Source organism: Asaia bogorensis NBRC 16594, from assembly GCF_001547995.1.
In the GTDB taxonomy this organism is placed as follows: Bacteria; Pseudomonadota; Alphaproteobacteria; order Acetobacterales; family Acetobacteraceae; genus Asaia; species Asaia bogorensis.
Genome location: NZ_AP014690.1, coordinates 2,867,720 through 2,881,739, shown reverse-complemented (window position 1 = coordinate 2,881,739; position 14,020 = coordinate 2,867,720). Strand labels below are relative to the sequence as shown.

Below are 14,020 nucleotides of genomic sequence, written 5' to 3'. Positions count from 1 at the left end.
GCGCTGGAATGGTAAGTCGTCAGAGTGAACCTGCCATCCAGACAAGGTGCTCCGGCGTTGTCGTGAGGCGGACAACGCCGAAGGTGGGCGGGGTTTACTGGTCGTACATCGGGCGAAGGGTTTTGCCCGTTGCGGCAGCAGGTGCCTGAGGGGCGGCACTGCTGAGATTTTCGAACTGCTCGGGGTGCTGCGAGATATTGACGCCGCCAACGGGCTGTGGGTGGTGCAGATCGTCATATTGCAGCGGTGTGATGGAGAGCGTCTGATCCATCGTGGGCAGGAGCTTCACGTTCCAGCCGCCGCCAAGGGCGCGGACCAGTCCGATATCAGCCTGGTAGAGACGTGTTGCCACCTCGATCTGATGGATGCGGGTTTCCAGCGTCTGGACCTGGGCGAAGATGGCTTCAAGATATGTGCCTACACCGCCCTGATAGAGCGTCATGGTCATGTTCTGGGTCGCCAGGGTCGCGTCGACGGCTTTTTCGAGCGTACGATTTTCCTGATCGAGGCGGCTGGTGCGTGACAAGCCGTCTTCCACTTCACGGAAGGAGTCCAGCACCTTGCTGCGGTAGTTGTCGCGTGTCTCGCGATAGGCCGACCAGGCATGCTGGAGTTCGGCGCGTCTCATGCCGCCCTCAAAAATGGGAAGCTCGAACGAGGCGCCGTAGGACCAGAGCGAATTGGCCAGATTGGCGAGATCGAAGCCGTTCTGGGCGAAGCCGCCACCCGCCTGAAGCGAGATGTGCGGGTAGAACGCGGCACGGGCAATGCCGATCTCGCGATTGGCCTGAGCCATTTCGCGTTCGGCGCTCGCGATGTCCGGGCGGCGCTGAAGCAGCTCGGACGGGACGCCGGCGGGAAGGCTGGGTTGATGGAAGCCCATGACCTGCGTCGGCGCGATATGAAACGACGAGGGTGAGGCATTGGTCAGGATGGCGATGGCGTGCTCGGTGACTTCACGGGCGGCCTGCACATCAAGCTCGGCGGCCTGTGTCGAGTAGAGCTGCGCCTGGGCACGGGCCACGTCGAGGCGTGGGGCAGCCTGATTAAGCAACTGGTTCTGCGTGATCTGCAGAGCCTTCTGATAATAGCCGATCGACTGGTTGTAGATGGCGATCTGCGCATCATAGCCGCGCAACTGCACGTAGTCGGAAGCAAGCTCAGCCTGAAGGCTCAGCCGTGACATGGCGAAGTCGGCGGCTTTTTCCTGCGCGTACTGCTTCTGGGCGCGCACATGGTTGCGGATGGACGACCAGAAATCGGGCTCCCAGGAGGCCAGGCCGTGATATTCCTCATCCGTCTCGGTGATGTTGCCCTTGTAGCGGAACAGGCGGTCTTCGGACTGCTTGTTGTCAAAGGCGCCGGCACCGAGTGCGAGATGGGGTAACAACTCAGAACGGGCCTGAACGACGAGGGCGCGTGCCTGAATGAAGCGTTCGGCTGCGGCCTGCAGGTCGGCATTGGAGGTTGTGAGCGTCGCTTCCATCTGGTTGAGAAGCGGGTCGTTCAGCAATGTCCACCAATCTGTGGGCAGTGTGGTATCAGCCGGGGTGGCCGTGGCGAAGGGGCCCTGGCCGTGCCAGCTGGCTGGCACGACGAAGGTGGGCGGCTTGTAGGTTGGCGCGAGGTCACAGGCTGACAGACCGAAGGCTGTCAGAACCGTGCCGCAGGCCAGAGCCAGCTTCTTGATCTTGCTTGTGGTCATTCCGAGGCCCCGAATCCGGACTGGTTGTAGCCGCGCTGGGGTGTGGTGACGTTGACCTTGTCACCTTCCAGCAGGTCGGCTGGCGGGTTGGCGATAATGCGATCCTTGGGCGAGATGCCTGCCTGGATTTCGGTTGAGGTATCCGCCATGCGGCCTACGACGACGTTCTTGTAGTGGACCGTGTTGTCGTCATTCACGACGACGACCTGCATGCCTTTTTCCTCGAAGACGAGGGCGGAGGTCGGGACCTCGAACAGGTGGGCCGTTTCGTTGTGGGCCTTGAGCTCGACTGAGGCGAAGGTGCCGGGCCAGAGAACCTCACCGGGGTTTTCCATGGTGAATTCCGAGGTCACGGTGCGGGTGTTCGGGTCATAGCCGCGTGCTGTGGTGAGGAAGCTCGCGTGGAACTTCTTGTCCTTGAACTGGGGCACGCTGACATCGGCGGTGATGTCGGGCTGGAGGATATAGGAGAACACTTCCGGCACGGACACGAAGAGGCGCAGCTTGTGCACGTCGGCCACGGTAAACAGTTCGGACGCTGCACCCGTGCTGTTGAGATTGCCGCCACCATCATGGACGTAATCGCCCACATTGATGCTGCGCGACGTCACGATGCCATCGAAGGGGGCCACGATGGTCTTGAACTTCTCGAGGGCCGCGAAGTGATCGACGTTGCGCTGGGCGGCATCGACTTCGGCCTTGGCCGACTGCTCGTTCGCATTCGATACAGAGACCGACTGGCCTGAAACCGATTGCGACTTGCCCATCGCGCGCCAGCGTTCGGCGGTGACGGCGGCAAGGTGGTACTTGGCGAGTACCGCATTCAGGTCCGCCTGAGCCTGGGCGTACTGCGCATCCAGCGCGGGTGCGTTGATTTCGGCCAGTGCATCGCCGGCCTTCACATGGGCGCCGTAATCCTTGAACCACATCTTCACATAGCCCGAGACCTGCGGATAGATCGGCGCCTGATACCAGGCATCGATATTACCGGGGAGGGTGAGGGCTACCTTGTCAGGCGACTGGATGGGGTTCAGCACCGCGACATTCGGGATGGCGTTCTGTGCCGTTTCAGTGGCGAGGGCGTGATTGTGGTGGACGCGACCGACAACGAGGGCGCCGACCCAGAGCGCGAGGACGCATCCTCCCGCAACAGCGATGATCTTGGGGGAGGTGGCCATTAGACGGTTTCCTTCTGGCGGGCAGAGCGGTTGTGCAGGATCGCGTAGACGCAGGGCACGAAGAGCAGGGTGGAGATGGTAGCCACGATCAGGCCGCCGATAACGGCGCGACCGAGCGGCGCATTGGTGGAGTTCGATGTCGCCATCGGGATCATACCGACGATCATGGCGAGCGCGGTCATGAGAACCGGACGGATACGACCGTAACCGGCCTCGATGGCGGCGCGTAGTGCATCGCCATGAACCTCGAGGCGCTCACGGGCAAAGGACACGACGAGGATCGAGTTGGCGGTGGCCGTACCCATGCACATGATGGCGCCGGTGAGGGCCGGAACCGACAGGCGGGTGCCGGTCAGGAACAGGGCCCAGGCAATACCACCCAATGCGCCGGGAAGAGCCGTGATGATGATGAACGGGTCCAGCCAGGACTGGAAGTTCACGACGATCAGCAGATAGATCAGCACGACGGAGACGCAGAGGCCGAAGACGAGCTGGACATAGGCACCATGCATGGTGGTGGCCTGACCGTGGACATCGACCGCTGTGGTGCGCGGCAGGTTGGGCGCATCCTTGGCGATGGTGTCGTTCACGGCGTCGAGCACATTGCCCAGATCGGTGCCCTCGACGTTCACGTAGATATCGATCTCGGACATCGAGTTGTAGTGCGAGACCTCGCCCGGCGTGCCGGTGGGTACGACATTGGCAATGGCGCCCAGAAGCTGCGTCTGGTCGTTGGGGTTGCCGTCACCCTTGTCGATGGGAACCGTGAGCAGGTCGTTCAGGTGAGTGAGCTGGTCCTGCGACGTGTAGACGTTGAGCGGGAAGGTCACGTTATCGACCGGATCGAGCCAGAACTGGGGATCGACCACGCCGGAACCCGCGAGGGTGAGCAGTTCGTTCGTGGCGAGATCGTTCTCGCTCAGACCGGTTGCCTGACTGAAGGTACGGTTGCCATTCACCATGAGGGTGGGGGTGGACATCGTCTGCTGGATCACGACATCGGCCGTGCCCGGGATCTGGCGGATCTTGCCGATCAGGTGCTTGGCGTAATTGTAGTTATCCGAGACGCTGGGGCCGGAGAGCTGAATGTCGATCGGTGCGGCCGAACCGAAATTCAGGATCTTGTCGGTCAGGTCGGCAGGCTGGAAGGTGAACACCGTGCCGGGGAAGCGTGCCGAGAGATCCTTGCGGAGCAGGGCGCGGTAATCCCACACGGGTGATTCCTCATCCTTGAGCGCAATGGTCAGATCGCAATCCTGCGTGCCGATGGTCGGCGTGGGGATAAAGGCCTGGTTGTGCGGACCTTCAGGCAGGCCGCAATTGGAGATGATGTTCTCCACCTTGCCCGGCAGGAGCTGGTTGATGCGGTTATCGACCAGGGCGGCAATGCGGCCTGCGACTTCGATACGGGTGCCGAGCGGGGCACGCATATGCATCTGCAGCGAGCCCGATTTGACCTCGGGGAAGAAGTCACGCCCCGCGACGCCATAGAGACCCAGCGAAGCAATGGAGATCAGCAGGAACACGCCGACAAACATGCCGCGACGGGCCACGCAGCGTGTCAGCAGCGTGTTGTAGCCTTCGCGGAAATTGTTGAAGCGGTGTTCGAAGCCACGCTGGAAGCGACCGAAGAAGCCCTTGGGCGCCGGGGCATGGTCGTCATGGCCGTGGGCATGGTGGACCTGACCGGCGAGGAGGAACTTCGCCATGGTGGGCACAAGGGTACGCGACAGGATGAAGGACGCGATCATGGCGAACATGATGGCGAGCGCCATGGGCATGAAGAGATAGCCCGCGACCCCGGACAGCTCGAAGAGCGGCAGCCACACGATACAGATGCAGGTGGTCGAAACGAAGGTGGGGATGACGATCTGGTTGGCCGCATCAATGATGGCGAGTTCGAGATCCTTGCCCATTTCGAGATGGGTATCGATGTTCTCGATCATCACCGTGGCGTCGTCGACGAGAATACCGACGGCGAGGGCAAGACCGCCAAGGGTCATGATGTTGATGGACTGACCCGCCCAGCCGAGCCCGATGATCGAGCAGAGAATGGCAAGCGGGATGGAGGTGGCGATGATGACGGTAGAACGCCACGAACCAAGGAACAGCAGCACCACGATGCCGGTCAGGATGGAGGCCGTGATCATTTCACGGACCACGTCCTTGATCTGCTCCTTCACCATGACCGAGGCATCGGCCAGGATGGAGACCTGAACGTCCGGGGGCAGGATGGCGCGCAGGCGTGGCAGAAGGGCCTTGGTGGCGGAGACCACGTCGAGCGTCGAGGCCGTACCACCCTTCTGGGTGATCATCTCGACCGCCTGACGGCCCTTGACGAGCACGAGGTTGGTCTGGGGATGGCCGCCGCGATACACATCGGCCACGTCGCGGATATAGATGACAGCGTTGCCAACGCGCTTGACCGGGATGGCAGCGATGTCTTCCATCGATTCCGGCGCAGCGTTGGTCTGGACCATCCAGTCCGTGGCGTCGATCTTCTGGTCGCCTGCGGGGAGAACGATGTTCTGTGCGGTAAGCGCTGCCTGCACATCGGCAGCCGAGAGGTGATGGGCGCGAAGCTGCTCCTGGTTGAGAGACACCATCACGAAGCTGTCCATGCCACCATAAGGATGGGCGACGACGGCGCCGGGAACGGTGGCAAGGAGCGGACGAACACGGATGACGCCGAGTTTGAACAGATCGGAAGGTGTCTGTTTTTCGGAGGTGATCTGAAGCGCGATGACAGGAACCTGTGAGGGATCGAGCGCGACGATCATCGGGGCCGGCACCTTGGGCGGCAGGCCGAGGAGAATCGTTTGTGAAATGGCTGTCACTTCCGCTTCAGCCGTGCCGACAGGTGTGCCCGGCTGGAAGTAGATGTTGACGATCGAACGCCCGTAATAGGAGTTCGACTCCATATGCTCGATGTTCTGCACAGTCGTCGTGACTGCCAGCTCGAAATTATAGGTGATTCGCCCGGCGAATTCGTTCGGCAACAGACCGGGATAGGTCCAGATGACCGATACGACAGGCACCTTGATCTCGGGGAACACGTCGGTTGGCGTCTTGAAGATCGACATGATTCCAAACATCAGAATCAGGATCGAAAAGACGACAAAGGTCAGGGGCCGCCTTAAGGCAGTTACGACGATGGCGTTCATGAATTCATGCGCTCTCTTCTCGTACGAAGGGAAGATGCCTTACGGCAGTTTATGTTGTTGCATTAATCCGAATTAACATTAAGAAAATGATAGCGTAGCGTTGACGCCGATCATTACTTATCCAGATTACTCATCTTCGGATCGTATAGGCGCTGACATAAAATGTCGCATAAATGTTGTTTTAGAGAATGGTTGCAGAACGCATCTGCACCGGTCTTGTGGCTTATCGCCATAATCTATTCTTGACTTTATGGCACAATGCCATTAATAAGACGTTAATCGTCCAGAAGTCAGTTCGGCTTCAAGGCGCAGCTGGTCGGTTGTTGCTGATCAAAACGCAAGGGCGCGAGGCGCAAGGAATGGTTGAGAACGCGTATGTTCTCGTTTTGTTCTTGCTGCGTCCCGCTTCAGGCGCTATGTCTGCGTACGAAGAAGGCTGTTTTCTGGATGTGCGATAAAAACAAGGACGCTAAGAATGGTCCTGATCTTGTTTCCTGGGCGCCTCTTGCATGTCGCAAGGCGTGCTTTTGTCCATGTGAGACGCCATGTCCTGCTGCTGGAGCACCAACTCTGGGTGCAGAGCCGCCAGGCGGAGAGCCATCTCTTCATCCGTGCGACCGTTCAGCACCCCTTTCAGGAGAAAGTCGGTCGAGACCCGCAAGCGATTGGAGAGAGACATGATGAGGAACACGCTTGGCGCGCGATCGCCCTTCTCAATCTTGTTCAGGGTCGAGGCATCCACGCCCAGTAGGCGCGCGCATTCGCTCTGATTGGGAAAGACGAGTTCTCTTGCCCAGGTAATACGACGCCCGATGGCGCGTTGAACGATCGCAAGCGAGTCGGGACGTTTGTTTTTGGCCATGAGGCATTCATAGCAATGGCTCATTGCCAAATCCAGAGGGGAATTATCAGTCGTAAGCACGACTGAACTTATGGCATTTAGCCATGTTTTGGGGTGAATCAGGTGGGTATCATGAAAATGTCCGCAGAAAATCCCAGTCGGGCCAGGACCGGTGCCGAACTGGCGAGAATGCTCATGAGCATGGATCGTCATGCGAGGGTGGGGCTCAGGCCAGAGCGCAAAAGGGGGCGTTCCTTAAATGGCGCATTATCCGGCCAAGACGTGAATAAGCCTATCTCCAAGTTGGTCGTGCGTGCATCGGAAATCACGCGATGCAGGGTGGTGGCCCTGGAGTATGACCGCGATGAGTCTGGAGCGCTGCCGGCAGGTCACAAGGTGAGTTGGGGCGCTTTGTGGCCCGAGGGTGAAGCGCCTGTCTATCACGAGGTCTGCGGGTATGGGGCGGTACGTCCGGTGATCTGAAGTGGTGCGAAGGTCAGGCTGAATTGTGCGGCGTCTGGATATAGGGGGCAGGATTGGGATGACGAAGAGCGAGGCGGATCGGGTTCGGGAAGAGAACATGCCAACGCCTGAGAGGATGCGTCGTCATCATTTCAGGAAGGAGGGTGAGGCACTTCGGCTGTGGTCGACAGTGGCCTGGCTGTATAAGGCCGGCGATATCGGAGACGACGAGGTGGCGGCGGCGCAACGTTGGCGCGCGGAATATGACTACGCCGAGAGGGGGGTGGTCGAAGCGCAAGGGGAGCGGATGGCCACGGAGAAAGGCGATATCCACACGTGGATGCTCGGACGGGGCAAGTGCGCAGCGCGGTTGAGACAGCTCCACATGCTCATGGGGGATAGCCTGCATAGCCGGATCGAGATGATGCTGATCAGGGAGATGAGTTTTCCTGATATGGCACGGTTGATTTTCCCTGAAGGGGCACGCGCGCAGGCGAGAACCAAGACCGCAGCACAATGTGCTCTCGCATTGGAATGGCTTTGTGAATATTATAATAATAAAAGTATTGCAAAAATTCATAAAATATAGTATAAATAACATATACTGAAATAATTATATATGACAAATCCCGACATCAACGTCGGGGATGTGGTTGTGTGCAGAAATCACCTGTTTGTCGTTGTGCATACCGGTTTGGAAAATGCTGTTCTGAGCCCGGTGATTGCAGCTTCGGAATTGCGCCATCGCGCGGATCTGCCCTTGGGGTGGAGTGATATCGCAGAAGCGAACCTGCCCTCGGGCGATATGAGGGTAAGGGCAGTGCCTTGCCTCCGCAAAAAGGCAGGCCTCGTACGCCTGGGCTCTGTGCGTCTTGCCTGTATTGCGTTGATCAGACAGCGCCTCAGGCATGAGATGGCAGAGAAAGACCGAGAAGGGGTCGGATCCTTGGCGTCGCGCCGTCGATGTCATCTGTGATTGTGACGGTAGGGGGCAGCACAGCGTCATACCTGATGCTGCAGGCTACGAGGCGCATGCGATGCCATTATCAGGCTTATGGCGGGTCTTAATTTGGGATCCGGTATTATCATGCGCCGGGTTCGATATTGGCATGGACAGGTTTTTTTTCGACGCACCACTCCTCAGGCTCAGGCAACGGAGTTGGAATGGACAGCAGAAGCGCCATCCGGGGGCGCCCCAGAGGCAAGGGCTTGCAGAGCGTCTTTCTCGATCATCTCAGAAAGAGCGCCAATGTTTCGGAGGCGGCACGTGCCGCGGGAATTGATCGCAAGACGGCCTATAACTGGCGTCGTAGCGATGAACTGTTTTGTGAGAAATGGAGGCAGGCGCTGGAGGAGGCGACAGATCTTCTGGAGGCTGAGGCCAGGCGGAGAGCCATCCATGGCTACGAAGAGCCGGTGCTTTACGGGGGGCGGCTTGTTTGTGATGCCGAGGGTAATCCGGTGACGCGCAAACGCTATAGCGACGGGTTGCTGCGTATGCTGCTGCGGGCGCATCGCCCGGCGAGCTTCAGGGATGTGCCGACAAAAGGCGACGAGCCCGAGCCGGAACTGACCCTGGGCGAGGGTGATGACACGCTCTGAGTCGCGTTTTGCGCTGACACCGGTTCAGGAAGAGGCCAATCGGCTGCTCGGGGGGAGGGCCCGCCACATATTTCTTCGTGGCGGATCGCGCTCAGGCAAGACATTTGTGTTAATCCGGGCGCTGGTTGTCAGGGCCTTGCGGGAGCCGCACTCGCGGCATGGCGTCTTCAGGCACCGCCAGAATGCACTGCGAGCCAGCATCATCCAGGATACGTTTCCGAAAGTGATGCAATGCTGCTTTCCGCGGCATCGGTACAAATGGGACGGGCAGAGCAACAGGATCCTGTTTCCCAACGGGTCGTCGATCCTCTTTGGGGGGCTGGATGATTCAGCGCGTACAGAAAAAATTCTCGGGTTGGAATTTGCGACGATCTACCTGAATGAAGCCAGCCAGATAAGCTATGGCGCGCGGAACATGTTGCTGACGCGTCTGGCACAGCGTTGTGGGTTGATGCCGCGGGAATATATTGACGCCAATCCGCCTGCTACCGATCACTGGTTATACGCCGTTTTCGAGAGTGGCATCGAGCCGCGGTCGGGGATGCGTCATGCTGACCCTTCGCTTTATGCGTCGATGGTCATGAACCCTGAGCAGAACCGGGCCAATCTCAGCGAGGCCTATCTTGGCCAGCTGGATGCACTGCCCGAGCGCGATCGGAGGCGTTTTCTGCTGGGAGAGTATCAGACCGTTATCGAGGGTGCGCTTTGGCGGGTCGATATGTTCCAGCGCGCTGAACCGGTTTCTGATCAGCATCGCGAGGCCCTGCTTGGGCAGATGAAGCGTGTCGTCGTGGCGATCGATCCCTCAGGGGCCTCCGGGCCCTCGGATCTGGGTGCGGATGAAATCGGTATTGTTGTGGCCGCTATCGATCACAATGGGATCGGGCATGTGCTGGAGGACTGCTCCACACGTGATACGCCCATGGGGTGGGCACGTCGGGCCATACAGGCGGCAGCGCTCTGGCAGGCAGACAGGATCGTGGCGGAACGTAATTTTGGTGGGGCTCTGGTGGAAGCGACGCTCAGAAGCGTCGATCCCAGGGCTGCGCTCAGAATGGTGACGGCATCGCGTGGCAAGGCGGCGCGCGCCGAGCCTGTTGCGGCGCTCTATGAGCAGGGACGTGTGATCCATCACGGGCGCTTTGCGGCCCTTGAGTCGCAGCTTTGTCTCTTCTCGAACCGAGGTTTTGGCGGGGCAGCCTCGCCAGATCGCGCGGATGCGCTGATCTGGGCGCTGAGCGATCTGATGATCGAGCCTCAGGCAGTGCCGGGCCGTTGGCAGGACCGGGGGTGGTTCAGTCTTTCACGATAAGGGAGGTTACATGGATTGGGTGGCGCTTCAGGGACGATATGCCTCTCCACCTGGTTTTTCTCCAAGGATGCTGCGGCTTTTGGCCCTGCAAAGGGTTCTGGATGGAACACAGTATGATGTTCTGCCCTATCCTTTTGCGACGGAGCGTAATGTAGCGGGGGAATATATCCCCCTATCCCAGCGGAGACCCTCTGTACGGACCAATCTGTGCAGGACCGTTGTCGATGAAGCGGTCTCGCTTTTATTTGGCCATACGCATTGGCCGCTTGCTGTCTCGAGTGAAAAGGAGACGGCGGATGCCCTGAACCGTTTTGCCTGCGAGGCTGGTCTGGCGTCACTCATGACGCAGGCGGCAATACGTGGCTCGGTTGGGTCGGTAGCGCTCTGGATCGAGCTTGTGGGCTCCAGACCGATGCCTCGCGTGCTTGAAACAGCTTATCTGACGCCTGAATGGGATCGTGTGGGTGCCTTGCTGCGTGTGACCGAACGCTATGTCGTGACCGGGCAGGCGTTGCAGCAAAGTGGTTATGCTATCGCGCCTGAGCGTGCGGCCATGCGCTTCTGGTGGCACCGATGCTGGGATCGTGACTGTGTGCGGGTTTTTGTGCCCAATCCCGTCGATCAGGAGGGGGAGGCCCCACTTGATGCAGAGCGGTCGCATCAGCACGGTTTTGGTGTGGTGCCGATTATATGGATCAGGAATTTCGGCGGGAGCGGTGGCGAGGCTGAGGGGGAATGTAGCTTCGAGAAAGCAATCGATACGGTCATTGAGGCCGATTATCTGCTTTCACAAGCCGGGCGGGGGCTGAAATACGGCTCCGACCCGACGCTCGTGCTCAAGACGCCGGACATCCCCGAAGGCATGGCACGACAGGGAGGGGCGGCCTCCGCCCTGACCCTGCCGCCTGAAGGCGATGCCAAGCTGCTGGAGATCAATGGCGCTGCTGCCGGTGCGGTTCTGGCGCATTACCGTGAATTGCGTCAGCTGGTGCTGGAGCAGTTGCACGGTAACCGTATGCACGGCGATCGTCTGGGGGCTCCACAATCCGGCCGCGCCATGGAACTGATGTGTCAGCCCCTTATCTGGATGGCTGATCGTTTGCGTGGTGCTTATGGCGAGGGTGGTGTGCTGCCACTGTATCGCCTGCTCTGTCATCTCTCGTCGGTCATGCCCGAAGGGATACAGATCGGGACGAAAACCTATCGGAATCTCGACGCCGGGGGACTCTCCCTGCATTGGCCGGCCTGGTTCACTGCTGATGAATCGGAATTGCTGCCGCTCGCGCAGGGGCTTTGTGCGGCGCAGTCGGGGGGATTGCTGAGCCGTGAAACAGCGGCCCGGCTTTATGCCAGTGCCGCCGGCATTGCTGACCCGGCTGCCGAGTGGACGGAAATCAGGGCTGCAGAAACGGCCCGAACAAACCCTGTAGGGGAAAATGGACATGGTGGATGATGTCGATGCGCTTCGTCTCTCTCTTGCTGAACTTGCTGCTGAACGGGATTCCCTTGTTCAGGCGCATCAGGAGGAACTGGCCAGAGTAAAGGCAGCCGCACGCGATACTGTGCTTGCCGGGGCGCTGCGTGCTGAAGCTGCGCGGCTTGGGGCCTATGACCCTGATCTGGTTGCAGCGCATGTCGATCGCTCTGCCATAACCTGGTCTGAAGAAGGGGCGCCGCAGGGCGTTGAAAAGGCGCTGCGCGATGCACGCGAGGTGCGACGCTTTCTTTTTCGGGAAACGGGACAGCGTTTGTCGGGCGAGGCGCAGGAAAGTGCCGGGATCGTACCAAAGCCGGCACCAGCCCAGGGACAGGATGCGCGCCAATTGCCCGCGCATGATTATGCCCTGCGCAAGCGGCAGTTTCTGGCTGGAATTATCTGAAATACGGGTCTGGGGTGAGTAGAGATGGGTATCGAGAATTTTCCCGAGCAGCTTCGCGCTGCCATTCAGCAGGGTTTTCTGGCACGTGAGTTCGAGACGGGGCTTCATTCCCGTCCTGGATTTCGGGCGATTGCGGATCGTGAGGTTTTTCCCAATGCAATTGGTGAGACGCTGACGAAAACACGCAAGAGCCTCAAATCACCGGTAACGACGCCACTCCTGCCTTCGGGTAATACGAATTTCGACAACGGGCTGTCACCGAGTGGCTGGTCGGTCGAGCAATATACTCTCAGTATCAATCAATATGGTGATACGATTGATCTGAACATGGTCACGACCGGTGTTGGCATTGCCTCACAGTTTTTGGCCAATGCGCAGACAAATGGCATGCAGGCCATGCAGTCGCTGGACCGCCTGGCACGCAATGCACTGTTTGGCGGCGTTTCTGGCGGTGTCGGTGGTTATCTGGGCGGTAATACGCGTGTGACGGCGACGGCGACGGCGAAAACCACGACGGTTTCGGTCGATGATATTCGCGGCTTCCAGTTTGTCATCGTATCCGGTCTTGTTCGGCCTGTCGGAGCAAGTGCAGGCATGACGGTGACCATTGGCGGCGGGGTCTACACGGTTACCGGCGCCATTCCGGACGCTGTGAATGTCTCGACGGCGCCTGGTGGTATCTCCGGACAGTTGCAGCTTGCCACCTCGGCAACTGTGGCGGATGCCACGACAGGTATGGCGGTTGTCGCATCGACTGCCCCGCTGGTTCTGCGGCCCAACGGCAAGGCGACAACGGCAGATCTCAAAAGGGCCGATGGCGATACGCTCGGGATCCAGAACGTGCTGGCTGGTGTGGCTTCGTTGCGACGCAATAACGTGCCCATGATCGATGGCGCGTATAATTGTTATCTTGATGATCTGCAGTTGCTCTCGCTCTTCAGGGATGCCGATTTCAAATATCTCTATCGCGGCGCTTATGGGTCTGAGGAGTACCGGTCCGGGCAGGTAATTGAATTGCTGGGTGTGCGTTTTGTGCCGACGACCGAAGCGCCGCAGCAGGCCTCACTGGGTGGCGGGCCAATTCATCGTGCGTTGCTTCTGGGGCAGGGGGCTCTGGTAGAGGGGGACTGCGCCTGTGTGGGGCATTCGGATATTCCCGATGCCGAGCGGGCGCTTGTCGACATTGTGGACGGTGTGGCGATGGTCACCCGTGAGCCGCTGGATCGTCTGAAACAGATTATCGCGCAGTCATGGTACTGGATTGGTGGTTTTGCCGTGCCGACAGATGTGACGGCCGATGCCTCCATCATCCCGACAGCAACCAATGCCTATCTCAAGCGCGGTGTGGTGATCGAGAGTCTCGGCACGGACGCTCGCTGATGAGCCGGGGAGGTCTTGCCATGTCGATCGGTCAGCCTCCGGCCGGACTTTCAGACGGGAGCGGTGTGATGGAGGATGATATGTCGTGTGGCGGCGTACCGCCATCCGGTGATCAACTCACCGATGAAGAAAAAACCGAAATCCGCCGCTTCTGCGGGTATGCAGCCCTCGGTGATGTCGGGTCGGGAGAGAGTTCCTGGCGGTTTTTTCAAAGTGCAGGAACGCTGGAGTTCCGACTGAACACGCTTGCGCCCTCCGAGCGCCGGCGCATGCGCTATTTTCTGGCGACACTGCTGCAAATGGAGCGGGCGATTTCTCGTGCCTCCGATACACTGGATACGCAAGTGGCCTCGGTATGGACGCGTAATACGCGTGAATTATCCGAGCGCGTCAGATTGCTTGATTGGTGGCGGCGCAGGGTGTGCGGCTTTCTGGGTGTGGCACCGGGCCCCGATATGCAGGACCATGCTCTGATCGCCCTGTGACAGCGCGCGTC

11 protein-coding genes are annotated in these 14,020 nt (G+C 59.4%); 7 read left to right on the top strand and 4 right to left on the bottom strand.

The window, feature by feature from the left end; translation table 11 throughout:
* Window positions 1–94 precede the first annotated feature (94 nt).
* The 4 genes from Asbog_RS12645 to Asbog_RS12625 all read right to left on the bottom strand — a co-directional run bounded on the left by Asbog_RS12645 (window position 95) and on the right by Asbog_RS12625 (window position 7,101).
* Window positions 95–1,705 carry an efflux transporter outer membrane subunit gene (locus Asbog_RS12645; RefSeq protein ID WP_062165402.1) on the bottom strand — a complete coding sequence of 537 codons (1,611 nt, stop codon included), beginning with the start codon at window positions 1,703–1,705 and terminating at the stop codon, window positions 95–97.
* Window positions 1,702–2,883: an efflux RND transporter periplasmic adaptor subunit gene (locus tag Asbog_RS12640; protein WP_062165401.1), complete on the bottom strand. Its 1,182-nt coding sequence runs from the start codon at window positions 2,881–2,883 to the stop codon at window positions 1,702–1,704. The genes Asbog_RS12645 and Asbog_RS12640 overlap by 4 nt, the downstream gene beginning before the upstream one ends.
* Window positions 2,883–6,047 (bottom strand): efflux RND transporter permease subunit, encoded by a 3,165-nt coding sequence (locus Asbog_RS12635; RefSeq protein ID WP_062165400.1) that lies wholly within the window; start codon window positions 6,045–6,047, stop codon window positions 2,883–2,885. The genes Asbog_RS12640 and Asbog_RS12635 overlap by 1 nt, the downstream gene beginning before the upstream one ends.
* A gap of 469 nt (window positions 6,048–6,516) precedes the next feature.
* Complete coding sequence (locus tag Asbog_RS12625) at window positions 6,517–7,101, bottom strand: helix-turn-helix domain-containing protein (protein ID WP_231944584.1); 585 nt, start codon at window positions 7,099–7,101, stop codon at window positions 6,517–6,519.
* Between the two features lie 328 nt (window positions 7,102–7,429).
* On the opposite strand from Asbog_RS12625, the gene Asbog_RS12615 reads away from it, so the two are divergent.
* The 7 genes from Asbog_RS12615 (at window position 7,430) to Asbog_RS12580 (ending at window position 14,009) form a co-directional block, all read left to right on the top strand.
* The gene (locus Asbog_RS12615) at window positions 7,430–7,939 is read left to right on the top strand and encodes a hypothetical protein (protein ID WP_062165397.1); all 510 of its coding nucleotides are present in this window, start codon (window positions 7,430–7,432) and stop codon (window positions 7,937–7,939) included.
* Between the two features lie 575 nt (window positions 7,940–8,514).
* Window positions 8,515–8,952, top strand: coding sequence for a hypothetical protein (locus tag Asbog_RS12605; RefSeq protein ID WP_062165395.1), 438 nt, complete (start codon window positions 8,515–8,517; stop codon window positions 8,950–8,952).
* A complete protein-coding gene (locus Asbog_RS12600; protein ID WP_062165394.1) occupies window positions 8,939–10,264 on the top strand; it encodes a phage terminase large subunit in 1,326 nt (441 codons plus the stop codon). Before Asbog_RS12605 ends, Asbog_RS12600 begins: the two co-directional genes overlap by 14 nt.
* A 79-nt stretch (window positions 10,265–10,343) precedes the next feature.
* The gene (locus Asbog_RS12595) at window positions 10,344–11,717 is read left to right on the top strand and encodes a phage portal protein (protein WP_231944583.1); all 1,374 of its coding nucleotides are present in this window, start codon (window positions 10,344–10,346) and stop codon (window positions 11,715–11,717) included.
* Window positions 11,707–12,144 (top strand): phage scaffolding protein, encoded by a 438-nt coding sequence (locus Asbog_RS12590; RefSeq protein WP_062165392.1) that lies wholly within the window; start codon window positions 11,707–11,709, stop codon window positions 12,142–12,144. Before Asbog_RS12595 ends, Asbog_RS12590 begins: the two co-directional genes overlap by 11 nt.
* Before the next feature lie 24 nt (window positions 12,145–12,168).
* Complete coding sequence (locus tag Asbog_RS12585; protein ID WP_062165391.1) at window positions 12,169–13,524, top strand: hypothetical protein; 1,356 nt, start codon at window positions 12,169–12,171, stop codon at window positions 13,522–13,524.
* Complete coding sequence (locus Asbog_RS12580; protein ID WP_023979317.1) at window positions 13,524–14,009, top strand: hypothetical protein; 486 nt, start codon at window positions 13,524–13,526, stop codon at window positions 14,007–14,009. Before Asbog_RS12585 ends, Asbog_RS12580 begins: the two co-directional genes overlap by 1 nt.
* Window positions 14,010–14,020 lie beyond the last annotated feature (11 nt).